The 25,093-nt window shown below is 71.9% G+C and carries 25 protein-coding genes; 18 read left to right on the forward strand and 7 right to left on the reverse strand.

The annotated features are described in order from the left end of the window. The 3 genes from IE287_RS00980 to IE287_RS00990 all read right to left on the reverse strand — a co-directional run. Nucleotides 1-1,929 (reverse strand): FG-GAP repeat domain-containing protein (locus IE287_RS00980; protein ID WP_194690231.1); only part of this gene is annotated, 1,929 nt, incomplete at its 3' end. A 189-nt stretch (nucleotides 1,930-2,118) separates the two neighbouring features. Beyond that, nucleotides 2,119-2,628: a mycothiol transferase gene (locus tag IE287_RS00985; RefSeq protein ID WP_189846933.1), complete on the reverse strand. Its 510-nt coding sequence runs from the start codon at nucleotides 2,626-2,628 to the stop codon at nucleotides 2,119-2,121. Next, on the reverse strand, nucleotides 2,628-3,038 hold the full coding sequence (locus tag IE287_RS00990; protein WP_189846934.1) for a DnaJ family domain-containing protein: 411 nt from the start codon (nucleotides 3,036-3,038) through the stop codon (nucleotides 2,628-2,630). Before IE287_RS00990 ends, IE287_RS00985 begins: the two co-directional genes overlap by 1 nt. 128 nt (nucleotides 3,039-3,166) lie before the next feature. Here IE287_RS00990 and IE287_RS00995 point away from each other — a divergent pair, with 128 nt between their 5' ends. Continuing rightward, nucleotides 3,167-4,060 carry a M23 family metallopeptidase gene (locus IE287_RS00995; RefSeq protein WP_189846935.1) on the forward strand — a complete coding sequence of 298 codons (894 nt, stop codon included), beginning with the start codon at nucleotides 3,167-3,169 and terminating at the stop codon, nucleotides 4,058-4,060. A 159-nt stretch (nucleotides 4,061-4,219) separates the two neighbouring features. On the opposite strand, the gene IE287_RS01000 is transcribed toward IE287_RS00995, so the two are convergent. Continuing rightward, a complete protein-coding gene (locus tag IE287_RS01000) occupies nucleotides 4,220-4,423 on the reverse strand; it encodes a cold-shock protein (protein ID WP_043442843.1) in 204 nt (67 codons plus the stop codon). Between the two features lie 281 nt (nucleotides 4,424-4,704). Between IE287_RS01000 and IE287_RS01005 the strand changes: the two genes are divergently transcribed. From IE287_RS01005 to IE287_RS01020, 4 genes are all read left to right on the forward strand, one after another. Next, nucleotides 4,705-5,571, forward strand: coding sequence for a menaquinone biosynthetic enzyme MqnA/MqnD family protein (locus IE287_RS01005; RefSeq protein WP_189846936.1), 867 nt, complete (start codon nucleotides 4,705-4,707; stop codon nucleotides 5,569-5,571). Nucleotides 5,572-5,852: 281 nt separating this feature from the next. After that, a complete protein-coding gene (gene mqnC, locus IE287_RS01010; protein WP_189846937.1) occupies nucleotides 5,853-7,052 on the forward strand; it encodes a cyclic dehypoxanthinyl futalosine synthase in 1,200 nt (399 codons plus the stop codon). A 5-nt stretch (nucleotides 7,053-7,057) separates the two neighbouring features. Continuing rightward, on the forward strand, nucleotides 7,058-7,657 hold the full coding sequence (locus tag IE287_RS01015) for an imidazolonepropionase-like domain-containing protein (protein ID WP_189846938.1): 600 nt from the start codon (nucleotides 7,058-7,060) through the stop codon (nucleotides 7,655-7,657). A gap of 245 nt (nucleotides 7,658-7,902) precedes the next feature. Further along, the gene (locus IE287_RS01020) at nucleotides 7,903-8,934 is read left to right on the forward strand and encodes a hypothetical protein (RefSeq protein ID WP_189846939.1); all 1,032 of its coding nucleotides are present in this window, start codon (nucleotides 7,903-7,905) and stop codon (nucleotides 8,932-8,934) included. 33 nt (nucleotides 8,935-8,967) lie between these two features. Here IE287_RS01020 and IE287_RS01025 read toward each other — a convergent pair whose 3' ends face one another. Beyond that, nucleotides 8,968-9,786, reverse strand: coding sequence for a hypothetical protein (locus IE287_RS01025; protein ID WP_189846940.1), 819 nt, complete (start codon nucleotides 9,784-9,786; stop codon nucleotides 8,968-8,970). 8 nt (nucleotides 9,787-9,794) lie between these two features. Continuing rightward, a complete protein-coding gene (locus IE287_RS01030) occupies nucleotides 9,795-10,304 on the reverse strand; it encodes a SigE family RNA polymerase sigma factor (protein WP_229883216.1) in 510 nt (169 codons plus the stop codon). A gap of 170 nt (nucleotides 10,305-10,474) precedes the next feature. On the opposite strand from IE287_RS01030, the gene IE287_RS01035 reads away from it, so the two are divergent. Continuing rightward, nucleotides 10,475-11,170, forward strand: coding sequence for a demethylmenaquinone methyltransferase (locus tag IE287_RS01035; RefSeq protein WP_189846942.1), 696 nt, complete (start codon nucleotides 10,475-10,477; stop codon nucleotides 11,168-11,170). A 200-nt stretch (nucleotides 11,171-11,370) separates the two neighbouring features. Next, nucleotides 11,371-12,657, forward strand: coding sequence for a geranylgeranyl reductase family protein (locus IE287_RS01040; RefSeq protein WP_189846943.1), 1,287 nt, complete (start codon nucleotides 11,371-11,373; stop codon nucleotides 12,655-12,657). Nucleotides 12,658-12,750: 93 nt separating this feature from the next. On the opposite strand, the gene IE287_RS01045 is transcribed toward IE287_RS01040, so the two are convergent. After that, complete coding sequence (locus IE287_RS01045) at nucleotides 12,751-13,650, reverse strand: C40 family peptidase (RefSeq protein WP_189846944.1); 900 nt, start codon at nucleotides 13,648-13,650, stop codon at nucleotides 12,751-12,753. A gap of 706 nt (nucleotides 13,651-14,356) precedes the next feature. On the opposite strand from IE287_RS01045, the gene IE287_RS01050 reads away from it, so the two are divergent. The 11 genes from IE287_RS01050 (at nucleotide 14,357) to nuoK (ending at nucleotide 25,084) form a co-directional block, all read left to right on the forward strand. Next, on the forward strand, nucleotides 14,357-14,716 hold the full coding sequence (locus IE287_RS01050) for an NADH-quinone oxidoreductase subunit A (RefSeq protein WP_030494815.1): 360 nt from the start codon (nucleotides 14,357-14,359) through the stop codon (nucleotides 14,714-14,716). A gap of 17 nt (nucleotides 14,717-14,733) precedes the next feature. Further along, nucleotides 14,734-15,288: a NuoB/complex I 20 kDa subunit family protein gene (locus IE287_RS01055; protein WP_030494814.1), complete on the forward strand. Its 555-nt coding sequence runs from the start codon at nucleotides 14,734-14,736 to the stop codon at nucleotides 15,286-15,288. Nucleotides 15,289-15,376: 88 nt separating this feature from the next. After that, complete coding sequence (locus IE287_RS01060; RefSeq protein ID WP_189846945.1) at nucleotides 15,377-16,108, forward strand: NADH-quinone oxidoreductase subunit C; 732 nt, start codon at nucleotides 15,377-15,379, stop codon at nucleotides 16,106-16,108. Then, complete coding sequence (locus IE287_RS01065; RefSeq protein WP_189846946.1) at nucleotides 16,105-17,424, forward strand: NADH-quinone oxidoreductase subunit D; 1,320 nt, start codon at nucleotides 16,105-16,107, stop codon at nucleotides 17,422-17,424. Before IE287_RS01060 ends, IE287_RS01065 begins: the two co-directional genes overlap by 4 nt. A gap of 20 nt (nucleotides 17,425-17,444) precedes the next feature. Then, on the forward strand, nucleotides 17,445-18,161 hold the full coding sequence (gene nuoE / locus IE287_RS01070; protein ID WP_373307788.1) for an NADH-quinone oxidoreductase subunit NuoE: 717 nt from the start codon (nucleotides 17,445-17,447) through the stop codon (nucleotides 18,159-18,161). Next, on the forward strand, nucleotides 18,161-19,510 hold the full coding sequence (nuoF, locus tag IE287_RS01075; RefSeq protein ID WP_189847256.1) for an NADH-quinone oxidoreductase subunit NuoF: 1,350 nt from the start codon (nucleotides 18,161-18,163) through the stop codon (nucleotides 19,508-19,510). Before nuoE ends, nuoF begins: the two co-directional genes overlap by 1 nt. Next, nucleotides 19,507-21,987, forward strand: coding sequence for an NADH-quinone oxidoreductase subunit G (locus tag IE287_RS01080; RefSeq protein ID WP_189846948.1), 2,481 nt, complete (start codon nucleotides 19,507-19,509; stop codon nucleotides 21,985-21,987). Before nuoF ends, IE287_RS01080 begins: the two co-directional genes overlap by 4 nt. Continuing rightward, a complete protein-coding gene (gene nuoH, locus IE287_RS01085; RefSeq protein ID WP_189846949.1) occupies nucleotides 21,984-23,345 on the forward strand; it encodes an NADH-quinone oxidoreductase subunit NuoH in 1,362 nt (453 codons plus the stop codon). Before IE287_RS01080 ends, nuoH begins: the two co-directional genes overlap by 4 nt. After that, the gene (gene nuoI / locus IE287_RS01090; protein WP_373307789.1) at nucleotides 23,302-23,955 is read left to right on the forward strand and encodes an NADH-quinone oxidoreductase subunit NuoI; all 654 of its coding nucleotides are present in this window, start codon (nucleotides 23,302-23,304) and stop codon (nucleotides 23,953-23,955) included. Before nuoH ends, nuoI begins: the two co-directional genes overlap by 44 nt. Then, nucleotides 23,952-24,788, forward strand: a complete 837-nt coding sequence (locus tag IE287_RS01095) for an NADH-quinone oxidoreductase subunit J (protein WP_189846951.1) — start codon at nucleotides 23,952-23,954, stop codon at nucleotides 24,786-24,788. Before nuoI ends, IE287_RS01095 begins: the two co-directional genes overlap by 4 nt. Continuing rightward, on the forward strand, nucleotides 24,785-25,084 hold the full coding sequence (gene nuoK / locus IE287_RS01100) for an NADH-quinone oxidoreductase subunit NuoK (protein ID WP_189846952.1): 300 nt from the start codon (nucleotides 24,785-24,787) through the stop codon (nucleotides 25,082-25,084). Before IE287_RS01095 ends, nuoK begins: the two co-directional genes overlap by 4 nt. Nucleotides 25,085-25,093: the final 9 nt, after the last annotated feature.

Raw genomic sequence — 25,093 nt, forward strand, 5'->3', positions numbered from 1 at the left:
TCCGGCGAGGTTCCCGGCCCCGACCAGCCGGCCGTAGCCCAGCCAGCCGGTGCCGATCTTCTTGCGGGTCTCGAAGGGCTTGGTGGTGCTGCCGGTGGACCTGTAGAGGTAGAGGGCGCCGGTCCTGTCGGTGGCGAGGACGTCGGGGCGGCCGTCGCCGGTGTAGTCGGAGCCGCCGGAGATCTGGTCGTAGGCCTGCCAGCCGCCGCCGACCTGGACGCGGCCGGTGAAGCCGCCGGTGCCGTTGCCCTGGTAGAGCCAGAGGACGCCGGCCTTGTCGCGGGCGACGATGTCGGCGTGGGTCGAGCCGGCGATGTTGCCGGTGGCCTCGATGCGGTCGTAGATCTGCCAGCCGCCGCCGATCCGCGTCTCCGGGACGGTCGTGGCGCTGTTCCTCGCGAAGGAGGAGTCGGCCCAGAGGACGCCGGAGGCGTCGCGGGCCAGCAGGTCGGGGGAGCCGTTGTCGTCGAAGTCGTGCGGCCGCGGCGCGCGGGTGACGGCGAAGGATCCGGACTTCTTCAGGTCGGGGCCGACGCCCTTCAGCGAGGCGGCGGTCATCTCCCAGGTGTACGCGCCGTTGTAGGCCTGGGTCCGTGCGGCGGAACCGTCCGCGTTCCTGGCGTCGAGGGTGCCGCTCCAGAAGCCGGAGTGGTTGCCGCTGCCGGTGTAGGGGAAGCCGCCGGAGAAGTCCTTCCACCAGTCGTCGTAGACGTCGAAGCCGGACTGGGTCCAGCCGTACGTCTTCCCGGTCCGGGTGTGCCTCAGGGTGAAGGTGACCTTCCCGTCGAGGTGGTTGAGGAGGAACTTCACGGTCGGGGAGGGGGTCTTGTCCAGGTCCACCGTGCCGGTGGGCACCACCGCCGGGCTCATCTCGGCGAGCTCCGCCGGGGCGTAGACGCCCATGACGGCCGTGGTCGGCCGGCCGTCCGCGCCGAGCGTGATGCGGTACGCGCCCTGGCCGACGCCGAGCCGGCCGCCGCCGACCAGCAGCGCCCCGGTGCCGTCGGGGACGGCCGTGGCGTCCACGCGGTCGAGCAGCGGGAAGGCCGTGGCGGCTCCGCCGGTGAGGCTCGTGGCCACCAGGGTGGACTTCCCGGTGAGCGGGTCCGTGCCGTGGTGGACGAGCCAGTTCCCGATGCTCCGCACGAAGCCGGTGCGGCCCAGCTCGATCCGGCGCTCCTCGCCGGTGGCGCGGTCGTGGACGACCGCGGTCATCGTCTTCGCCGTGCTGTTCCACGAGGGCCACGTGATCCGCTCGTCGTCGACGGTGACCGGGGTGGGCGAGTCGGGCATGTCCCGGTAGGCCCGCTGGCCGGGCGTCTCGAAGGTCTCGGTGATCCGGCCCGAGGCCAGGTCCAGCAGGGCGTTGTGGTCCTTGTTGTCGGCGCCCCAGTAGCCGAGCACGGCCTCCTTCGGGGAGCCCGGCCGGACCGTCAGGTCCCGCGCGCCCGCGGGCAGGCCCGTGACCTCGCGGCCGCCCTCGGCCGTGTACATGGTCAGTTTGGTCTCGTCCTTGTCGGTGCCGAAGACGTACCCGCCGGCGCCCCCGATCGGGTAGGCCCCCTCCGGGAGGGTGAACGCGGCGCCGGTGGACATGTCCGTGATGACCCTCCCGGCGCTGTACAGGTCACCCCCCGCGGCACTGCCGTAGGCCAGTGCGGACGTCCTGCCGGTCGCGTAGCTCGTCCAGAAGAGCCGGTCGGAGTTGTACGTGAACGTGGAGAAGAAGCCACCGGCGCCGGCCGCGAGGGGAGTGGTGTGCGGCTCCATCCGGGCCACGCCCCCCTCCGCCGCGGCCGGGGCCGCGGCGGAGGGACCGGGGGCGGCGACGGCGGCCGGGACGGTCAGGACGCCCGCGCCGAGCGAGGCGGCGAGGACGGTGGCGACGGACGCGGCGAGACGCGCGCGCCGGATACGGGCGACGGACAAGGATCCTCCAGGAGCGAACCGGGCCTCGCACGCGAGTACGAAGCACCAGGTGGACTCCCGACGATCACCGATGGTTGTACGGCCCCCGCCCAGGTCCCGGCCCCGGCCAGGCTTCGGCCCCGGCCAGGTCCCGGCCACGAGCTCCGGTCCGCCGCCCGCCGCCCGCCGCCGGCCCCGGGCCGCCGGACCTCACTCCCGCCGCTCCACCACCCCGCGCGCGTACGCCGCCTGCCCCGCGTGCTGGAGGTCCTCCGCGATCACCGACACCAGCCGGACGCCCAGCGTCACCGGCGGGTCCCAGGCGGTGTCGACGACCCGGTCCAGGTCCGCGTCGGTCACCGGGGCCAGCAGCGAGGCCGTCCGCTCGTGCACGGCGTCGTGGTAGCCGAGGAGCAGCGCGGCCGGCGCCCGTACGGCTCCGACCTGCGCGGACGTGTGTCCGTAACCGGTCGCCGAGGGAGGGAACGGCAGGCCGAAGCGGTCGCGCCAGCCGTCGGAGCGCCACAGCTGCTCCGTGCCGAAGGCGCCCGCCAGGTGGTCGTCCTGGATGCGGGTGAGGTGCCAGACGAGCCAGGCGATCGAGTTGGCGTCCGGGTCGATCCGGGTGGCCAGGTCCTCCTCGCCGAGGCCCTTCACGGCGCCGTGGACGGCCTCCCGGATCCGGCCGAAGGAGTCGAGCAGCAGGCCGGCACTGTTCATCACGTCCCCTTGGGGTCGCGCGCCTCCCGCCACCGGGTCAGCTCCGCCTCGACGTCGAAGGGCGTCAGGTTCAGCGGGGGGCCGGCCGGCGGGCGGCGCAGGGCTTCCGCGATCTTGGTGTTGATCTCGCCGAGGATCCGCCGGACCTGGTGCTCCGAGACGGCCTCCAGGACGGCCGCGGCCGCGTCCTCGGCCTCCTTGCGCAGCTGGAGGGCGGGCGGCAGCGCCGACATGCCCTCGCGGTGCATCTTCTGCTTGATCCACCACAGCTCGTCGTAGGGCGCGGCGTCGTTCGGCAGCGGTTTGCCGAAGCCCGCGAGCTTCCGGAAGTCGCCGCGCTCGGATGCCTCCCGGATCTGCTTGTCGACGAAGGACTCGAAGCTGACGCCGGGCGGTTTCCGTTCGGTCATGTGTCCAGCGTACGTATCCGGGCCGATCCGCATGTGGGGAAGGCGGGCTACTGCGACGGGCGCCGTTCCGGCACCCTGTGGTCGGTCAACGCGCGTATACCCCTGTCACCTCACGTCACGGAGGACACATGCGTCACCCGCGTACGACTCGCCCCACGGCCGGCGCCCCCGCCCGGACCCCCTCGCGCCGGGCCCGGATCCCCGCCCTCGGCGCGCTCCTCGCGCTCCTCGCGGGCCTGCTCGCGGTCCTCGGTACCGCGGGCACCGCCCACGCCGCGCCGCTCTTCAAGGCCCCGTTCCCCTGCGGCCAGAAGTGGACCTACAGCCACCACTCCGCCGAGGTCCGCCAGGCCCTGGACTTCGTCCGCTCGGACGGCGGCGCCACCGCCGGCGCCCCGGTCCTGGCCTCGGCCTCCGGCACCGCCTACCGCTACGCGCAGCCGTCCGGCGCCGGGAACTACATCGTGGTCGACCACGGCGGGGGCTGGAAGACGTACTACTTCCACCTCACCGCCTACTCGGTCGCGAACGGCGCCGCCGTCGCCCAGGGCCAGCAGATCGGCACCACCGGCTCCACCGGCAACAGCTCCGGCGCCCACATCCACTACGAGCAGCTCCACAACGGCGTCGGCCAGTCCATCGTGATCAACGGCGCCTCGCTCGCGCCCTACCCCGGCTCGTACGGCTCCAAGCACCTGACCAGCGACAACGGCTGCTCGGGCGGGGGCGGCGGGAAGTACTGGGTGGACACCTTCGCCCACGCCACCGGCTACGCGGGCGCGAACACGAACGACGCCCAGGGCGTGCTGAACGCGGGCACGAACTACGTCTACTGCAAGGTCTGGGGCCAGGAGATCCGGGACGCCTCCGGGAACTACAACCACTGGTGGCTCCGCACCGACCTGGACACGGTGTACGCGGGGAAGAACGGCTACGGCGCCTACGTCTCCGCCTACTACCTCTCCCGGTGGGGCAACGACGAGGCCCGCGACAACAACGGGACCGTGATCCCGAACTGCTGAGCCCCCCGCCGACCGGCGGGAAGCCCCCGCCCACGGGCAAGGAGTCCCTGGGCAGGAGCCCCCGCCCACGGGCAGGAGCCCCGCTCCGGACCGCACCTGCGGTCCGGAGCGGGGCTCCTTGGGTACTGCTCTAGAAGATCTCGATCGCCACTACGGCGTTCAGATCGCGGTGACGTTCTCCGCCTGCGGGCCCTTCGGACCCTGGGTGACGTCGAAGCTCACCTGCTGGTTCTCCTCAAGCGAACGGAAGCCGTTCGCGTTGATCGCGGAGTAGTGGACGAAGACATCCGGGCCGCCGCCTTCCTGGGCGATGAAGCCAAAGCCCTTTTCAGCGTTGAACCACTTGACGGTTCCGGTAGCCATGAGCCCTCCTATGGGCCAAAGGGTCGCCCTGCTCCAGAACCTGCAAAGAAGTCTGAAAACTACAAAAGCCTGCGGGTCACATGCTCCGCAGGCTCTGTACTGCAAGGGAAACCAAACTGCAACTTGCGTCGAGCGTAGCACGCAGCGTGCGCACGGCGATAGAGGGAAAGATCACGTCACCCTCATGTTTGATCCACCCCTATGACGCTGACGCGCCGGGCCGACGAGCGGGGATGTCCCCCGGAGGCGCCCCCGGGACGAGACGGGTCTAGCCTCGCGATGTGGACAATGCGAACGACGAGCACCAGCGCAGCCGGCCCCGGGTCGGACACATCCAGTTCCTGAACTGCCTGCCCCTCTATTGGGGGCTCGCCAGGACCGGGACGCTCCTCGATCTGGAGCTCACCAAGGACACCCCGGAGAAGCTGAGCGAGCGGCTCGTCCGGGGCGATCTGGACATCGGCCCGATCACCCTCGTCGAGTACCTCCGCCACGCCGACGAGCTGGTCGCGCTCCCCGACATCGCCGTCGGCTGCGACGGCCCCGTCATGTCCTGCGTGATCGTCTCCCAGCGTCCCCTGGAGGAGCTCGACGGCGCCCGCGTCGCCCTCGGCTCCACCTCCCGCACCTCGGTGCGCCTCGCCCAGCTGCTCCTCGCCGAGCGGTACGGGGTCGACCCGGCGTACTTCACCTGCCCCCCCGACCTGGGCCTGATGATGCAGGAGGCCGAGGCGGCGGTCCTCATCGGGGACGCCGCCCTGCGCGCCTCGCTGCACGACGCGCCCCGGCTCGGGCTCCAGGTCCACGACCTCGGCCTGATGTGGAAGGAGTGGACGGGACTGCCGTTCGTCTTCGCCGTCTGGGCCGCCCGCAAGGAGTACCTGGCGCGGGAGCCGGAGACCGTCCACGACGTCCACCGGGCCTTCCTCGCCTCCCGCGACCTCTCCCTCGACGAGGTCGCCAAGGTGGCCGAACAGGCGGCCCGCTGGGAGGCATTCGACGCCGAACTGCTGGAGCGCTACTTCCGCACGCTCGACTTCCGCTTCGGCCCCGAGCAGCTCGCCGGAGTGCGCGAGTTCGCCCGCCGCACCGGTCCGACGACCGGATTTCCGGCGGACGTGACGGTCGATCTGCTGCCGCCGGAATAGAGCCCCTGCGCGGCGGTGCAAGACGCGGTGCAAGGAGCGGCGCAAGGCGCGCCGCAAGACGCGGCGCAACACACGGTGCAATTCGTGCCCGCAATTCCCTTACGGGCCTCCCGTCCGGGACGCGCATTCCGTCCACGGCATTCGCGCAATTGAACGTTCATCGGAAATTCACGCCGCAGCGGACCCCGGCCCGGCTGCCCACCCCCGCTGGCGTACGCTGGATCGGGCCGCCGAGCGGCCCGGAACGACCTCTGAAGCAACCCTCCGAAAGGGACGAAACGGTGACCGAGAAGGCCGACCTCCAGTCCGTTCTCGACCGTGCCGCCGCGGGTGGCCGGATCACCCCCGAGGAGGCGCTCGACCTGTACCGCTCGGCGCCCCTGCACGCGCTGGGCTCCGCCGCCGACGCCGTGCGCCGCCGCCGCTACGCCGGCACCGAGCACATCGCGACGTACATCATCGAGCGGAACATCAACTACACCAACGTCTGCGTGACGGCGTGCAAGTTCTGCGCCTTCTACGCCGCCCCGAAGGACACCGGGAAGGGGTGGACCCGGGACCTCGACGACATCCTGCGCCGCTGCGCGGAGACCGTCGAGCTCGGCGGCACCCAGATCATGTTCCAGGGCGGCCACCACCCGGACTACGGCGTCGAGTACTACGAGGAGCACTTCGCCGCCATCAAGAAGGAGTTCCCGCAGCTCGTCATCCACTCCCTCGGCGCCTCCGAGGTCGAGCACATGGCGCGCATCTCGGGCGTCTCCGTCGAGGAGGCGATCGGCCGCATCCACGCCGCCGGCCTCGACTCCTTCGCCGGCGCCGGCGCGGAGCTCCTCCCGGAGCGCCCCCGCAAGGCCATCGCGCCGCTCAAGGAGTCCGGCGAGCGCTGGCTGGAGATCATGGAGACCGCCCACGGCCTCGGCGTCGAGTCGACCTCCACCATGCTCATGGGCACCGGCGAGACCAACGCCGAGCGGATCGAGCACCTGCGGATGATCCGCGACACCCAGGACCGGACGGGCGGCTTCCGCGCCTTCATCCCGTACACGTACCAGCCCGAGAACAACCGCCTCAAGGGCCGGACGCAGGCCACCCTCTTCGAGTACCTGCGGATGATCGCGATCGCCCGGATCTTCCTCGACAACGTCGCCCACATCCAGGGCTCCTGGCTGACCACCGGCAAGGAGGTCGGCCAGCTCTCCCTGCACTACGGCGCCGACGACCTCGGCTCGATCATGCTGGAGGAGAACGTCGTCTCCTCCGCCGGTGCCAGGCACCGCTCCAACCGCCTGGAGATCATCGACCTGATCCGCAAGGCCGGCCGCGTCCCCGCCCAGCGCGCCACCACCTACGAGCACCTCGTCGTCCACGACGACCCGGCGAACGACCCGGTCGACGAGCGCGTCGCCTCGCACATCTCCTCGGTCGCCATCGAGGGCGGCACGGCCCACCCCGAGCTGAAGCTCCTCGACGCCAACTGAGACCGGTGCTCACCCTCCACGCCGCCGAGGCGTCCCCCGAGACCGCGGTCCTCGTCGACGGCGCCCGGATCGCCGCCGTCGGCCCGTACGAGGAACTGGCCGAGCGCCACCAGGACGCCCGGCTGCGCCGCTGGCCCGGCATCCTGACGCCCGGCCTGCTCAACCCGTACGCCCCCGAGCTCCTGGAGCGGACCTACCACCCGGACCCGCGCGAGGCCGACGTGTACGGCACCGCGCCGGTCACGGGGGAGCGGGCGGCGGAGATCTTCCGCGCCGATCCGGCCCGGCTCGGCGCCAGCGCCCGGCGCGGGGTCCAGCGGATGCTGGCCCACGGCACGGTCGCCGTCGCCGGCGAGCTGCGGATCCGGGGCGCCGCCGACGCGGTCCGCCGCGCCGGCCTCGCGGTCGGCCGGAGGCCCGACGTCCTCCCGGGGCCCCCGTCGCTCTCCCCGGTGCCGCTGATCCTGCTCCCGCGCCCGGCGCCCGGCGGCCCGGCCCGCTTCGCCGTCTTCGACGTCCCCGACACGGCGGCCCTGGTCCGCGCGGGCGCGTCCACCTGCGTCGCCACCGTCCTCGACGGCCGCCTGGTCTACCGCGCCCGCTGACCGGACCCGTACGACCCTCCACCGCCCCGCCGTGTCCAAAGGGCGTACACAGGGGAGGGGTTGCATGCAGCGCAGGTACATGACCGCCGTGGGGGGCGGCACTGGCGGCGGCACTGGCCGTGCCGGCGCCGGCGGCGCTCGGAGGAGCGGCCGCGCACGCCGCCGTGACGGGGACCGCGGCCACACCCGGGACGGTCGTCCAGGAGGGCGGTCGGCCGACGGTCCCGGCGGGCGACGAAGGACCCGTGACCCTGAGGTTCACGGCCACGCTGCCCGAGGGCGTGCGGGGTCCGGTGAGCGCCGCCCTGCACCTGCCCCACCGGCTGGACGGGGCGGCGGGCGACGCGGAGGTGAGCGACGAGGCCGTCGTCTCCACCTGCGCGGTCGGCGGGGTCGCGTACGGCCCCTGCCCGTGGAAGTGGCCCTACAACGACATGGGCCTCCCGTTCGACCCGCCGTCCCTCGCCCTCCCGACGGTGGGGGCGGCCGCCACCCTCGCCTACGCCGTCACCCTCGACGCCGACGAGACCGCGGTGGGGCTGGGCAGCCCGGACGCCTCCTCCGCCGCGCTGGACGCCCGGGTCGAGCTGAAGGACGGCACGGGCGCGGTCGTCGCCCAGGGGCCGGTGCTCCTCTCCTTCGTCCCCGGCACGCCCCCCGCGCGGGAACGCGGCACCCTGCACGCCCGGGACCGCTCCGGGGTGCTGTGGCGGTACGAGGCCACCGGCGTCACCTCGCGCCCGTTCGAGCGCCGCAAGCGCGTCGGCGGCGGCTGGCAGGTCTACACCGCCGTCACTCCGCTGCGGAAGCCCGACGTCGCCGGCGGGGGCGCGCTGGCGGCCCGGGACAGGGACGGGGTCCTCTGGTACTACGAGGGGACGGGCGACCCCGGAGCCCCGTTCGCGCGGCGCGTGCGGGTCGGCGGCGGCTGGAACGCCTACGACACCATGACGACGCTCGACAGCCCGAACGGCGCCCTCGCCAGGGACGCGGCCGGCGTGCTCTGGAAGCACGACGTCCCGGCCGTCGCGCCCGCCCCGCCCTTCACCCCGAAGCAGCGGCTCCAGGGCGACTGGAAGCGGTACACCGCCCTCGTGGGCACGGGCGAGCTGGGCCGGGACCGGAGCGCCGACCTGGTCGCCCGCGACGCCTCCGGGCAGCTCTGGCTCCACCAGGGCCGGCGCCGGACGGGCCCCGCCTGGAACCCGTCGCTCGTCCCGGACACCGCCCGCACCCCCGTCGGCGGCGGCTGGAACGTCTACGACCTGCTCGTCTGACGGGGGGAGAGTGAGGCCGCGCCGGCCGGCGGCTCACCCGCCCGCGACGGGCCGGGGCTCCTTCGTCTCCACCGGGCGCGCGTCCGTGTCCTCCACCAGGTCGAGGAAGCGCGGGTCCGCCGCGACGTCCAGCAGCTCGCGCGGCGTCACCGGCGCCGACACGGCCTCGGGGTCGACCGAGAGCAGCACCCGGCTCTTCCCGTACGAGAACCTCAGGTACGAGCCGGTCGTGTCCGGCCCGTTCACCGGCATGGCCATCAGCTGCGCCTCGCGGTCCCCGTCGAAGGCGACGGTCTCGCAGACCCCCCGCTCCTCCGGCAGGTCCGGGCAGGGCGCGAGGGGCTCGTCGGTCGGCCGCACCGACACGGCCATGCGGAAGGACGCGCCGCCCGCGGTGATCCGGTAGACCGCCACCTCGTCCTTGACCGGCCGGATCCCGGTGACCTTCTCCGGCAGCAGCTCGTCGAGGAGCGCGGCCACCCGCTGCTGGTGCGCCGCGCGGCGCTCCCGCTCGGCCGGGGACAGGCCGTCCGGGTTGTCGGGCGGGGTGACGCCCGGCGTCGCCTCCACGACCACCGGCGGGTAGCTCGCCCCCGGCGACGCCGACGGGGCGGGCGAGGACGGCACGGCGGCCGGCGTCGCGGGCGCCGGGTCGGACCCCGGCGGCAGGGCGATGCCGAGCGCCCCGGCGGTGACCGCGCCGAAGGCGGTCGTCGCGACGGCGAAGCGGGCCCGGGCCCGCCGCCTGCGCCCCTCGCGCACCGCGAGCGGAGCGAGGTCGGGCAGCGGCGGAAGCTCCGCGGCGGCGTGCTCCAGGGCCTGGCGGAGACGGATGTTCTCGTCGGTTTCCACAGCGGACCTCAGCTTCCTGTGATCGAGAGCCCGGCGTCGGCCAGGCGTACGCGGAGTCGGGCGAGGGAACGCGAGCACTGGCTCTTGACGGTGGCCTCGCTGCACCGCAGCAGCGAGGCCACCGAGGCCACGCTCTGGTCGTCCCAGTAGCGCAGCACGACCATCGCCCGGGCCCGCGGCGGCAGCTCGGCGAGGGCCGCGAGCAGCGTGACGCGCAGGTCCGTGTGGTCGGTGGCGGACTCCGGCACCGTGCCGCCGGTCCGGGTCAGCAGGAGCAGGTCCCGCAGCCGGCGCCGCCGCTCCGCCAGGAAGGTGCGGGTCAGCACCGTCTTGGCGTAGGCGTGCGGATGCTCGGCCGCGCCGGCCCGCCGCCAGTGCTGGTACAGCTTGGCCAGCGTGGTCTGGGTCAGGTCCCGCGCGGTCTCCGCGTCCCCGCAGAGCAGGTACGCCGTCCGGTAGAGCCGCTGCTGCGCCGAGCGCGCGAACTCCTCGAAGCCGGCGTCCGATCCCACGTCCACCGCCGCGCCCCCTCCCGCCACCGGATCGGGTCTCACTTCCGTCGACACCGCCATCGAACTCCCGCTCTCCTCGCCGTCGCGTGCTGTGTTCGACCGTCCTTGAGCACGCCCGGGCCCGAAAGGTTGAAGCGGTACGGGAGGAGAATCCGGCGGCTGCTTGAATGGGTTCCGTGACCCGAGCCAACCTGGACAAGAAGCCGCACGAAGTCGCCTCCATGTTCGACGACGTGGCGGCCAACTACGACCTCACCAACGACGTGCTCTCGCTCGGCCAGGACCGGAGATGGCGCAAGGAGGTCGCCAAGGCGGTCGACGCGCGCCCCGGGCAGAAGGTCCTCGACCTCGCGGCCGGCACCGCCACCTCCTCGCAGCCCTTCGCGCGGGCGGGTGCCTACGTCGTCCCGTGCGACTTCTCGCTCGGCATGCTCCGCGTCGGCAAGCAGCGGCACCCGTGGATGCCGTTCACCGCGGGCGACGGCACGAAGCTGCCCTTCCGGGACGACGTCTTCGACGCGGTCACCATCTCCTTCGGGCTGCGCAACATCCAGGACACCGAGCAGGCGCTGCGGGAGCTGTACCGGGTGACGAAGCCGGGCGGCCGGGTCGTCATCTCCGAGTTCTCGCACCCGACGTGGGGCCCGTTCCGCACGGTGTACGAGGAGTACCTGATGCGCGCGCTGCCGCCGGTCGCCCGTGCGGTCTCCTCCAACCCCGACGCGTACGTCTACCTCGCCGAGTCCATCCGGTCCTGGCCGGACCAGCCCTCGCTCGCGGCGCTCCTGCGGAAGGCGGGCTGGTCGAAGGTTGCGTGGCGCGACCTCACGGGCGGCATCGTCGCCCTCCACCGGGGCTACAAACACCCCTGACCCCCCGCCGCGCGCCCGCGCGGGGCGCGGGGCGCGGGGCGTGGTCCATGCGCGGGGGTCCGGGGCAGGGCCCCGTTCCACGGGCGCGCGGGGTCCGTGGCGGGGCGGGGCCGTGGCGGGCGCGGCCCGTTCGGTGGCGGGCGGGGCGTGCGTCCTAGACTTCGGTACGACCTCATCGCCGACCTTTCGGGAGATTCGCCGTGACCGAGAAGCCCCTCTCCGAGCACAGCGCCGACGTGATCGTCGTCGGGGCGGGCCCGGCCGGCTCCACCACCGCGTACTACCTGGCCAAGGCCGGCCTCGACGTGCTGCTCCTGGAGAAGACGGCGTTCCCGCGCGAGAAGGTCTGCGGCGACGGCCTGACCCCGCGCGCGACGAAGCAGCTCGTCTCCATGGGCATCGACATCTCCGAGGAGGCCGGCTGGCTGCGCAACAAGGGCCTGCGGATCATCGGCGGCGGCGTCCGGCTCCAGCTGGACTGGCCCGACCTCGCCTCGTACCCGGACTACGGTCTGGTCCGCAAGCGCGACGACTTCGACGAGCTGCTGGCCCGGCAGGCGCAGAAGGCCGGCGCCCGCCTGTACGAGCGCTGCAACGTGGGCGCCCCGATCGTCGACGACCGCACCGGCCGGATTACCGGCGTGCACGCCAGGCTCGGCGAGGAGAAGACCGAGGTCACCTTCCACGCGCCGCTGGTGGTCGCGGCCGACGGCAATTCGACGCGCCTCTCGCTGGCGATGGGTCTGCACCGGCGCGAGGACCGGCCGATGGGCGTCGCGGTCCGCACGTACTTCACGACCCCGCGGCACGACGACGACTACCTGGAGTCGTGGCTGGAGCTGTGGGACAAGCGGGGCGCGGAGGACCGCCTCCTCCCCGGTTACGGCTGGATCTTCGGCATGGGCGACGGCACGTCCAACGTCGGCCTCGGCATCCTCAACTCCTCCTCGGCCTTCCGCGAGCTGGACTGGCGCGAGGTGCTGAAGGCCTGGTGCGCCTCGATGCCGGAGGACTGGGGCTTCACGCCGGAGAACATGACGACGCCGATCCGCGGCGCGGCCCTCCCGATGGCCTTCAACCGCCAGCCGCACTACACGAAGGGCCTGCTGCTCGTCGGCGACGCGGGCGGTCTGGTCAACCCGTTCAACGGCGAGGGCATCGCCTACGCGATGGAGTCCGGCCAGATCGCCGCCGACGTGATCGTGCAGGCGCACGCCCGTGCCACGCCCGCCCAGCGCGAGCTGGCCCTGCTGAGCTACCCGCGGATCCTGAAGGACACCTACGGCGGCTACTACACGCTGGGCCGCGCCTTCGTGAAGCTCATCGGCAACCCGAAGGTCATGAAGATCGCGACGCAGCGGGGCCTCACCCACCCGGTCCTGATGAAGTTCACGCTCAAGATGCTGGCGAACCTCACGGACCCGACGGGCGGCGACGCGATGGACCGCATCATCAACGGCCTGTCGAAGGTCGCGCCGAAGGCGTAGGCCCCCGGGCCGGGCGGCTCGCCCGGCCCCGGCCACGGCGAAGGGCCGTCGCTCCCCCGAGGAGTGACGGCCCTTCGTGGCGTGCGGGCGGGGTCAGAGGATCCGGACGGCGCCCGAGGGGGTGTCCCAGTCGAGGGAGCGCTCGACGACACCGGTGGAGGGGTTCTGCGCGCCGACGTACTTGCCGCCGCCGACGTAGATGGCGACGTGGTACGAGCCGCTGCGGCTGCCCCAGTAGAGGATGTCGCCCGGCTGGAGGTTGCTCAGGGAGACGGAGGTGCCCCGGGAGGACTGGTCGCCGGAGATGCGCGGCAGGTCGATGCCGGCGGCGCGGTAGGCGGCCTGGACGAGGCCGGAGCAGTCCCACGAGTTGGGGCCGGTGCCGCCCATGACGTAGGCGTCGCCGACCTGGGCGCGGGCGAAGGCGACGATCGAGGCGGCGGAGCCGGAGGCGACCTGGTTCGACTCGGAGGATGAGTCGCTCTTCGACGCGGAGGAGTCCGAGGAGCCGGAGGAGTCGGAGGCCGAGGTGGAGGTCAGCCGGGTGCGGTCGCTGTCGCGGGAGGCGCGGGCCTCGGCGGCGGCGCGGGCCTCGGCGGCGGCGCGCTCGGCCTCCGCCTTGGCCTCGGCGGCCTGGCGGGCCTTCTCGGCGCGCTCGGCCTCGGCCTTGCGGTCGGCCTCGGCCTTGGCCTTCTTGGCCTCCTGGGCGGCCTTCTGCAGGGCGGCGGTCTCCTGGGCCTGGAGGCTCTGGTCGAGGGCCTCCTGCTCGGACGCCTCGGCGGAGGCGGCCACGGCGCTGGAGAGGTCGATGCCGAGCGAGCCCAGCGTGGGCATCTCGATGGTCTCGGTCACCGGCTCGGCATTCGCCGGTCCGGCAGCACCGGCCACCGCGATGGTGCTGAGGACACCACCGGCAACTCCGGCGCGGAGCGCGAGCTTCGAGGCGCTGCGGCGGGGCTTCCGGTGGCTGGGTATGTGAGCGGTCTGGGACATGGGTACAACCGCTATCAGGGCTTCACGGTTCCCTTCAAGAAACGTGGGTTGCGCCACAGTTACGACCGGAACCATCCAATCCGCTTCCTCGGCGCCTTTATTGACGCCGTAACGGGCAAATCGGGCACGGCTCATTCTGCCCTTGATCACGGGTTTTCGATGAGATGCCCGGATTGCCCTTCGCTTACCACCTCTTGACGCCGATGGCCAAGCCCCGTTCTTTTCGGCCGTCAGATGAGTGACGCAGGTCACATCGGCGTCTCGTGAACGCGTGCACACGGACCCGGGTCGTCCACTTCCGTCCCGCCGGCCCCCCGGACGGGCGACCCGGCGTCCTTTATCACCCGGACGCGTCCACTGCCAATTTGCTTGCACTGTCCATCTCTTGATAGAGCGCCACCGCTCCGACCAGCGATTTCCGGTCCGAATGTCACACCTGGTGATCACCTGGGCGCTTCACGCGACAAGATCACCGCTCATCCGGCTTCATGATCCTTCGTCAGGTGGTGGAGATCACAAATCCGTTGGCGACCCCCGTGTCGCAGATCACAGAGGGGCGGGCTTAAGATACGCGGACGTCAGGCTTGTGAACTGCCTCACATGGGGGCGATCTTCCCGGGCGACCCCGGGACCCCGGGACCGCCCCGGGGTGCGCGAGCCGGCAGTGCGGTCCAACGGTCAAGGACGACTGGAAGGAGCGAGGAGCGTGAATGCGTACGCGCCCATCCTCGTGCTCGGTGCCCTGGGTGCGGGGTTTGCGATCTTCTCCGTGGTCATGGCCACGCTAATCGGGCCAAAGCGGTACAACAGGGCAAAACTTGAGGCGTACGAGTGCGGCATCGAGCCGACACCGACGCCCGCCGGGGGAGGCCGCTTCCCCATCAAGTACTACCTGACGGCGATGCTCTTCATCGTCTTCGACATCGAGATCGTCTTCCTCTACCCCTGGGCGGTCACCTTCGACGCCCTGGGGCTTTTCGGGCTCGTGGAGATGCTGCTCTTCGTGCTCACCGTCTTCGTCGCCTACGCCTACGTGTGGCGGCGCGGCGGCCTGGAATGGGACTGAGGGGCTGAGGAGCACCCATGGGACTCGAAGAGAAGCTGCCCAGCGGTTTCCTGCTGACCACCGTCGAGCAGGCCGCGGGCTGGGTCCGGAAGGCCTCCGTCTTCCCCGCGACCTTCGGCCTCGCCTGCTGCGCCATCGAGATGATGACGACCGGCGCCGGCCGCTACGACCTCGCCCGCTTCGGCATGGAGGTCTTCCGCGGCTCGCCGCGCCAGGCCGACCTCATGATCGTCGCCGGCCGGGTCAGCCAGAAGATGGCACCCGTCCTGCGGCAGGTCTACGACCAGATGCCCAACCCCAAGTGGGTCATCTCCATGGGCGTCTGCGCCTCGTCGGGCGGCATGTTCAACAACTACGCGATCGTGCAGGGCGTCGACCACATCGTGCCGGTCGACATCTACCTCCCCGGCTGCCCGCCCCGCCCGGAGATGCTGATGGACGCGATCCTCAAGCTCCACCAGAAGATCCAGGGCTCCAAGCTCGGCGTCAACGCCGAGGAGGCGGCCCGCGAGGCGGAGGAGGCGGCGCTCAAGGCGCTGCCCACCATCGAGATGAAGGGTCTGCTGCGGTGACCGACGCACACGCGGCCACCGGGCCGCAGTCGACGACGAAAGCCGCGCCCCTGCGCCGCGCGGGCGGAGAAGGGAACGGGACCGCACGATGAGCGACGAGACCCCGAACCCCGAGAAGGAGCTGTCCGAGCAGAACCTGCCCGGGCAGCGCGGAGAACACGGGGAGGAGGTACGGCTCCAGCGCGGCATGTTCGGCGCGAACAACGGCGGCGACACCTCCGGCTACGGCGGCCTCGTCCGCTCCATCCGGCTCCCCGGCGCGGCCGCCCGCCCCTACGGCGGCTGGTTCGACGAGGTCGCCGACGAGCTCGAAGGCGCCCTGGAGGAGCAGGGGCTCGTCCCCGAGAACGCCATCGAGAAGACGGTCGTCGACCGGGGCGAGCTCACCTTCCACATCGAGCGCGAGCACCTCGTCCGCGTCGCCCGCACCCTGCGCGACGACCCGGCGCTCCGCTTCGAGCTCTGCACCGGCGTCTCCGGCGTCCACTACCCGGGCGACAAGGGCCGCGAGCTGCACGCCGTCTACCACCTGCGCTCGCTCACCCACGGGCGGCTGATCCGGCTGGAGGTCTCGGCCCCCGACCACGACCCGCGGATCCCCTCGCTCACCGCCGTCTACCCGACGAACGACTGGCACGAGCGCGAGACCTACGACTTCTTCGGGATCGTCTTCGAAGGCCACCAGGCCCTCACCCGGATCATGATGCCGGACGACTGGCAGGGCCACCCGCAGCGCAAGGACTATCCGCTCGGCGGCATCGCCGTCGAGTACAAGGGCGCCCAGATCCCGGCTCCGGACCAGCGGAGGTCGTACTCGTGAACACCGCATCAAGCCCCCGCGAGACCACCGAGGGCACCGTCTACACGGTCACCGGCGGCGACTGGGACGAGGTCGTCCGGTCCGCCGCGAAGGCCGACGACGAGCGGATCGTCGTCAACATGGGCCCGCAGCACCCGTCCACCCACGGCGTGCTCCGGCTCATCCTGGAGATCGACGGCGAGACCGTCACCGAGGCCCGCTGCGGCATCGGCTACCTCCACACCGGCATCGAGAAGAACCTCGAGTACCGGACCTGGACGCAGGGCACCACCTTCGTCACGCGCATGGACTACCTCACCTCGTTCTACAACGAGACGGCGTACTGCCTCGGCGTGGAGAAGCTGCTCGGCATCACCGACGACATCCCCGACCGGGCCAGCGTCATCCGGGTCCTCCTCATGGAGCTCAACCGGCTCTCCTCGCACCTGGTCTGCATCGCCACCGGCGGCATGGAGCTCGGCGCCACCACGATCATGATCTACGGCTTCCGGGACCGCGAGATGATCCTGGACCTGTACGAGCTGATCACCGGCCTGCGCATGAACCACGCCTACATCCGGCCCGGCGGCCTCGCCCAGGACCTCCCGCCCGGCGGCGTCGACGCCGTGCGCGAGTTCGTGAAGACCATGAAGAAGAACCTGCCGGAGTACGACAAGCTCGCCACCGGCAACCCCATCTTCAAGGCCCGCATGCAGGACGTCGGCTACCTCGACCTCACCGGCTGCATGGCCCTCGGAGCCACCGGACCGATCCTCCGGTCGGCGGGCCTCCCGCACGACCTGCGGAAGACCGACCCGTACTGCGGCTACGAGAACTACGACTTCGAGGTCCCCACCGCCGACACCTGCGACTCCTACGGGCGCTTCCTCGTCCGCCTGGAGGAGATGCGCCAGTCGCTGCGGATCGTCGAGCAGTGCCTCGACCGCCTGGAGCCCGGCCCGGTCATGGTCGGCGACAAGAAGATCGCCTGGCCCGCGCAGCTCGCCCTCGGCCCCGACGGCCTCGGCAACTCCCTCGACCACATCAAGAAGATCATGGGCACCTCCATGGAGGCCCTGATCCACCACTTCAAGCTGGTCACCGAGGGCTTCCGGGTCCCGGCCGGCCAGGCCTACGCGGCCGTCGAGTCCCCCAAGGGCGAGCTCGGCGTGCACGTCGTCTCCGACGGCGGCACCCGCCCCTTCCGGGTCCACTTCCGCGACCCGTCCTTCACCAACCTCCAGGCCATGGCCGCGATGTGCGAGGGCGGCCAGGTCGCCGACGTCATCGTCGCCGTCGCCTCCATCGACCCCGTGATGGGAGGCGTCGACCGATGACGGAGAACGTCAGCCTCGGGATGCCCCAGCTTCCCGCCCCCGCCTACCCGGACGACGTCCGGGCCCGGCTGGAGGAGGACGCGAAGGCGATCATCGACCGCTACCCGGACTCCCGCTCCGCGCTCCTGCCGATGCTGCACCTCGTGCAGTCGGAGGAGGGCCACGTGACCCGTACCGGCATGCAGTTCTGCGCCGACACGCTCGGCCTGACCACCGCCGAGGTCACCGCGGTCGCCACCTTCTACACGATGTACCGCCGCAAGCCGTCCGGCGACTACCAGGTCGGCGTCTGCACCAACACGCTCTGCGCGGTCATGGGCGGCGACGCCATCTTCGAGGAGCTCAAGGAGCACCTCGGCGTCGGCAACGACGAGACCACCGCGGACGGCAGGATCACGCTCGAGCACATCGAGTGCAACGCGGCCTGCGACTTCGCCCCCGTCGTGATGGTCAACTGGGAGTTCTTCGACAACCAGACCCCGGAGTCGGCCAAGAAGATGGTCGACGACCTCCGCGAGGGCCGCACCGTCGAACCCACCCGCGGCGCCCCCCTGTGCACCTTCAAGGAGACCGCCCGGATCCTCGCCGGCTTCCCCGACGAGCGCCCCGGCGCCGTCGCGGCCACCGGCGGTGCCGGCCCCGCCTCGCTGGTCGGCCTCCGCCTGGCCAAGGGCGAGGCCCCGCAGACCCGAATCGTCCACCCGCGCGGCGAGGCAGCCGGTCAGGAGGGAGCGTGATGACGTTGGCCGCCGAGATCAACAGCAGCAGTCCCGAGAAGCTCCTCTCCCCGGTGCTCTCCGCCTTCTGGGACCAGCCCGACTCCTGGACCCTGGAGACGTACGAGCGCCACGACGGCTACCGCGGCCTGCGCAAGGCCCTCGCGATGAGCCCCGACGACCTCATCGCCTACGTGAAGGAATCCGGTCTCCGCGGACGCGGCGGCGCCGGCTTCCCCACCGGCATGAAGTGGCAGTTCATCCCGCAGGGCGACGGCAAGCCGCACTACCTCGTCGTCAACGCCGACGAGTCCGAGCCCGGCACCTGCAAGGACATCCCCCTCCTCTTCGCCAACCCGCACTCCCTCATCGAGGGCATCGTGATCGCCTGCTACGCGATCCGCTCCAGCCACGCCTTCATCTACCTGCGCGGCGAGGTCGTCCCCGTCCTCCGCCGCCTCCACGAGGCGGTCCGCGAGGCCTACCGGGCCGGCTACCTCGGCAGGAACGTCCTCGGCAGCGGGCTCGACGTCGAACTCACCGTGCACGCCGGCGCCGGCGCGTACATCTGCGGCGAGGAGACCGCCCTCCTCGACTCGCTCGAAGGCCGCCGCGGCCAGCCCCGGCTGCGGCCCCCCTTCCCCGCGGTCGCCGGCCTCTACGCCTGCCCCACCGTGGTGAACAACGTCGAGTCCATCGCCTCCGTTCCCGCGATCCTCCACCGCGGCAAGGAGTGGTTCACCTCGATGGGCAGCGAGAAGTCCCCGGGCTTCACGCTCTACTCGCTCAGCGGGCACGTCGCCTCGCCCGGCCAGTACGAGGCCCCCCTCGGCATCACCCTGCGCCAGCTCCTCGACATGAGCGGCGGGATGCGCCCCGGGCACCGGCTCAAGTTCTGGACCCCCGGCGGCTCCTCCACCCCGATGTTCACCGACGAGCACCTCGACGTGCCGCTCGACTACGAGGGCGTCGGCGCCGCCGGCTCCATGCTCGGCACCAAGGCCCTCCAGTGCTTCGACGAGACCACCTGCGTGGTCCGGGCCGTCACCCGCTGGACCGAGTTCTACGCCCACGAGTCCTGCGGCAAGTGCACCCCCTGCCGCGAGGGCACCTACTGGCTCGTCCAGCTCCTCCGCGACATCGAGGCAGGCCGGGGCGAGATGGCCGACCTCGACAAGCTGGGCGACATCGCCGACAACATCAACGGCAAGTCGTTCTGCGCCCTCGGCGACGGCGCCGCCTCGCCGATCTTCTCCTCGCTCAAGTACTTCCGCGAGGAGTACGAGCAGCACATCACGGGCAAGGGCTGCCCCTTCGACCCGGCCAAGTCGACCGCCTGGGCGGACAACCACAAGGAGGTGACCGCATGACCGTCACCGCGTCCACCCCGGCGGGCGGCGGAAGCCCGGCCGTACCGCCGGAGGATCTCGTCACGCTGACCATCGACGGCGCGGAGATCTCCGTCCCCAAGGGGACCCTGGTCATCCGCGCCGCCGAGCAGCTCGGCATCGAGATCCCCCGCTTCTGCGACCACCCCCTCCTCGACCCCGCCGGCGCCTGCCGCCAGTGCATCGTCGAGGTCGAGGGCCAGCGCAAGCCGATGGCCTCCTGCACCATCACCTGCACCGACGGCATGGTCGTCAGGTCGCAGCTGACGTCGCCGGTCGCCGAGAAGGCCCAGCACGGCGTGATGGAGCTGCTGCTCATCAACCACCCGCTGGACTGCCCGGTCTGCGACAAGGGCGGCGAGTGCCCCCTGCAGAACCAGGCCATGTCCCACGGGCAGGCCGAGTCCCGCTTCGAGGGCGTCAAGCGCACCTACGAGAAGCCGGTGCCGATCTCCACCCAGGTGCTGCTCGACCGCGAGCGGTGCGTGCTCTGCGCCCGCTGCACCCGCTTCTCCCACCAGGTCGCCGGCGACCCGATGATCGAGCTCGTCGAGCGCGGCGCCCTCCAGCAGGTCGGCACCGGCGAGGGCGACCCCTTCGTGTCGTACTTCTCCGGCAACACCATCCAGATCTGCCCGGTCGGCGCCCTCACCTCCGCCGCCTACCGCTTCCGCTCCCGCCCCTTCGACCTGGTGTCGTCGCCCTCGGTGTGCGAGCACTGCGCCGGCGGCTGCGCCACCCGCACCGACCACCGGCGCGGCAAGGTCATGCGCCGCCTGGCGCAGAACGACCCCGAGGTCAACGAGGAGTGGATCTGCGACAAGGGCCGGTTCGCCTTCCGGTACGCGCAGCAGCGCGACCGGCTGACGACCCCCCTGGTGCGCAACGCCGACGGCGTCCTCGAACCGGCCTCCTGGCCCGAGGCGCTGGAGGCCGCCGCCCGCGGACTCGGCCGCGGCCGCGCCGGCGTCCTCGCCGGCGGCCGGCTCACCGTCGAGGACGCCTACGCGTACGCCAAGTTCGCCCGCGTCGCCCTCGACACCAACGACGTCGACTTCCGGGCCCGGATCCACTCCGGCGAGGAGGCCGACTTCCTCGCCGCGTACGTGGCGGGGCGCGGCCGCGACCTGGACGGCTCGGGGGTCACCTACACGACCCTCGAAGCCGCGCCGACGGTGCTGCTCGTCGGCCTGGAGTCCGAGGAGGAGGCCCCCGGCGTCTTCCTGCGGCTCCGCAAGGCCTGGCGCAAGCACGGGCAGAAGACGTACGCGGTCGCCACCCACGCCACCCGCGGCCTGGAGAAGGCCGGCGGCACCCTGCTGCCCGCCGCCCCCGGCACCGAGACCGAGTGGCTCGACGCCCTCACCTCCCGGGTCGGCCTGGACTCCACCGGCTGGGCGGCCTCCGAGGCCCTGCGCCAGGCGGGCGCCGTCATCGCCGTCGGCGAGCGGCTCGCCGGAGTCCCCGGCGCGCTGACCGCCGCGCTCCGCGCCTCCGCCGCCACCGGCGCGAAGCTGGTGTGGATCCCGCGCCGGGCCGGCGAGCGCGGCGCGATCGAGGCCGGCGCGCTGCCGAGCCTGCTGCCCGGCGGCCGGCCCGCGACCGACCCCCGCGCGCGCGAGGAGGTCGCCGCAGCCTGGGGCGTCCGCGAACTCCCGCACGGCTACGGGCGCGACACCGGCCAGATCCTGGAGGCCGCGGCCTCCGGCGAGCTCGCCGGACTCCTCGTCGGCGGCGTCGGCGTCGACGACCTGCCCGACCCGGCCCGCGCGCGCGAGGCCCTCGACGCGGCCTTCGTCGTCTCCCTGGAGCTGCGCCCCGGCGCGGTCACCGAGCGCGCCGACGTCGTCCTGCCGGTCGCCGCGGTCGCCGAGAAGCCCGGCACCTTCCTCAACTGGGAGGGCAGGGTGCGGATGTTCGAGGCCGCGCTCAAGCCCGAGCAGATGACCCGGCCGCTCGCCCCGAGCGACGCCCGCGTCCTGCACATGCTGGCCGACGCGCTCGACGTCCACCTCGCCCTGCCCGACCTCAAGGCGGCCCGGCGCGAGCTGGACCGGCTCGGCCGCTGGACCGAGGAGCGGGCCTCCGAGCCCACCGCGCACGCCGTCCCGGCCCCCCGGCCCGGCGACGACGAGGCCGTCCTCGCCGGCCACCGGCTGCTGCTCGACCTCGGCCGCCTCCAGGAGGGCGACACCGCCCTGGCCGGCACCCGCCACGCGGCGGTCGCCCGGCTCTCCGCCGCCACCGCCGCCGACACCGGCGTCAAGGACGGCGACCTGCTGGAGGTGACCGGTCCCGCCGGCGCGGTGGCCTTCCCGCTCCAGGTCACCGAGATGCCCGACCGGGTCGTCTGGCTGCCGCTGAACTCGGCCGGCCACGGCGTCCTCGCCGGCACCGGAGCCCGCCCCGGCGACCTGGTCCGCATCGGCCCGGCGACCCCGAAGGAGGCGCAGGCGTGAACACGCTCCTCGCAGCCGAAGACCTCTCCCTGTTCGGGACGGACCCCTGGTGGCTCGTCCTGGTCAAGGCCGTCTTCTGCTTCGCGTTCCTGATGGTGACCGTGCTCTTCTCCATCGTGTGGGAGCGCAAGGTCGTCGCCTGGATGCAGCTGCGCATCGGCCCCAACCGGCACGGCCCCTGGGGCCTCCTCCAGTCCCTCGCGGACGGCATCAAGCTGATGCTGAAGGAGGACGTGATCGTCAAGCGGGCCGACAAGGTCGTCTACGTCCTGGCCCCGATCGTCGCCGCCGTCCCCGCCTTCATGGCGATCGCGGTGATCCCCTTCGGCCCGGCCGGCAACGAGGTGTCGATCTTCGGCCAGCGCACCACGATGCAGCTGACCGACCTGCCGATCGCGATGCTCTACATCCTCGCGGTCGCCTCGGTCGGCATCTACGGCATCGTGCTCGCCGGCTGGTCGTCCGGCTCCACGTACCCGCTCCTCGGCGGCCTCCGCTCCTGCGCGCAGATGATCTCGTACGAGATCGCCATGGGCGCCGCCTTCGCCTCGGTCTTCCTCTACTCGGGGTCGATGTCGACCTCGGCGATCGTCGAGGCCCAGCAGGACCGCTGGTTCGTGATCCTGCTGCCGGTGTCGTTCCTCATCTACATCGTGACGATGGTCGGCGAGACCAACCGCGCCCCCTTCGACATGCCGGAGTCCGAGGGCGACCTCGTCGGCGGCTTCAACACCGAGTACTCGTCGATCAAGTTCGCGATGTTCATGCTCGCCGAGTACGTGAACATGGTGACGGTCTCCGCGGTGTCGGTGACGCTCTTCCTGGGCGGCTGGCGGGCCCCGTACCCGATCTCCACCTTCTGGGAGGGCGCCAACCACGGCTGGTGGCCGATGCTGTGGTTCGTCCTCAAGGTGCAGCTGCTGCTCTTCTTCTTCATCTGGCTGCGCGGCACCCTGCCCCGGGTCCGCTACGACCAGCTGATGAAGCTCGGCTGGAAGGTGCTCATCCCGGTCTCGGTGGTCTGGCTGATGCTGGTCGCCACCGTCCGGGCGCTGCGCAACGAGAACATCGCCTTCACCGACATCGTGCTGTACGTGGCCGGTGCGGTCCTGGTGGTGCTGCTGCTCTCCTTCCTCGCCGACTTCTACCGCGACCGGAAGAAGGAGGACCCGGGTGCCGGGCCCGCCGCCGAGCGGCCCTTCGACCCGATGGCCGGCGGTTTCCCCGTACCGCCCAAGCCCGGCGAGTCCCTGCCGCCCGTGCCCCGGCGCAGGCCCCGACACCAGCGGGACCTCGTGGTCAGTGGTGGCCCCGATACCGCTACCGAGAGTGACGAAAGGGGGACGGACCGTGTCTGACTTCCAGAATCCGGTGGCCGGCTTCGGCGTGACCTTCAAGGCCATGTTCAAGAAGCGGCTGACCGAGCAGTACCCGGAGCAGCAGAAGACCACGGCACCCCGCTTCCACGGCCGGCACCAGCTCAACCGCCACCCGGACGGGCTGGAGAAGTGCGTCGGCTGCGAGCTGTGCGCCTGGGCCTGTCCCGCCGACGCCATCTACGTGGAGGGCGCGGACAACACGGACGAGGAGCGCTACTCGCCCGGCGAGCGGTACGGCCGCGTCTACCAGATCAACTACGCCCGCTGCATCCTGTGCGGGCTGTGCATCGAGGCGTGCCCCACCCGCGCGCTCACGATGACCAACGAGTTCGAGCTGGCCGACTCCTCCCGCGAGAACCTCATCTACACCAAGGAGCAGCTCCTCGCGGGCCTCGACGACCGCATGGTCGACACCCCGCACGCGATCTTCCCGGGCATGACCGAGCAGGACTACTACCGGGGCCTCGTCGTCGAGGCCGCGCCCGGTACGGTCCCCCAGGCCGCCGTGTCCAAGGGGGAGGCTCCGCAGGAGGGCGCGTCGACCTTCGGCGAGGACGAGCCCGCGTCGGAGAAGGCGGCCGGCCGATGAGCGCGCTCGCCGCCTACACGACCTCGACCGGCGAGGCGTTCCAGTTCTGGGTGCTCGGCACCGTCGCCGTCATCGGCGCGCTGTGCACCATCCTCATGAAGAAGGCCGTGCACTCGGCCCTCTGCCTGGCCGGCACGATGATCGTCCTCGCGGTCTTCTACCTGGCCAACGGCGCGTACTTCCTCGGCATCGTGCAGATCGTCGTCTACACCGGCGCGATCATGATGCTCTTCCTCTTCGTCGTCATGCTGGTCGGCGTCACGGCCGCGGACTCGCTGAAGGAGACCATCAAGGGCCAGCGCTGGTGGGCCGCCGCCTGCGGCCTCGGCTTCGGCGTCCTGCTCTTCGCCGGGATCGGGAACGCGGCGCTGACCGAGTTCGCCGGCCTCGGCGCGGCGAACGCGGCCCACGGCGGGAACGTGGAGGGCCTGGCGGCCCTCATCTTCACCAAGTACGTCTTCGCCTTCGAGATCACCGGCGCCCTGCTGATCACCGCGTCCGTCGGCGCGATGCTCCTCACCCACCGGGAGCGCACCGAGCGGGCCCGGACCCAGCGCGAGCTGGCCGAGCAGCGCGTCCGCGAGGGCAAGCACCTGCCGCCGCTCCCCGCCCCCGGCGTCTACGCCCGGCACAACGCGGTGGACGTCCCCGGCCTGCTGCCCGACGGCACCCCGTCCGAGCTCACCGTCATCTCGACGCTGCGCCAGCGGGGCCAGGTGCGGGACGTGTCGGGGGAGGCGCTCGCCGATCTCAAGGCCCTGGAGCAGCGCTCGTCGGAGCGGCTCGGCCGCGACCGGGACGAGGCCCGTGACGGAGAGGAGGCCTCGCGGTGAACCCCGTCAACTACCTTTATCTCGCCGCCCTGTTGTTCACCATCGGTGCGGTCGGCGTGCTCATCCGGCGGAACGCGATCGTGGTCTTCATGTGCGTGGAGCTGATGCTCAACGCCTGCAACCTCGCGTTCGTCACCTTCTCCCGGATGCACGGCAACCTGGACGGCCAGATCGTCGCCTTCTTCACGATGGTGGTGGCCGCCGCGGAGGTCGTCGTCGGGCTCGCGATCATCGTCTCCGTCTTCCGATCACGCCACTCGGCCTCGGTCGACGACGCCGGCCTGATGAAGCTGTGAGGGGCTGAA

This window comes from Streptomyces omiyaensis, from assembly GCF_014650895.1.
In the GTDB taxonomy this organism is placed as follows: Bacteria; Actinomycetota; Actinomycetes; order Streptomycetales; family Streptomycetaceae; genus Streptomyces; species Streptomyces omiyaensis.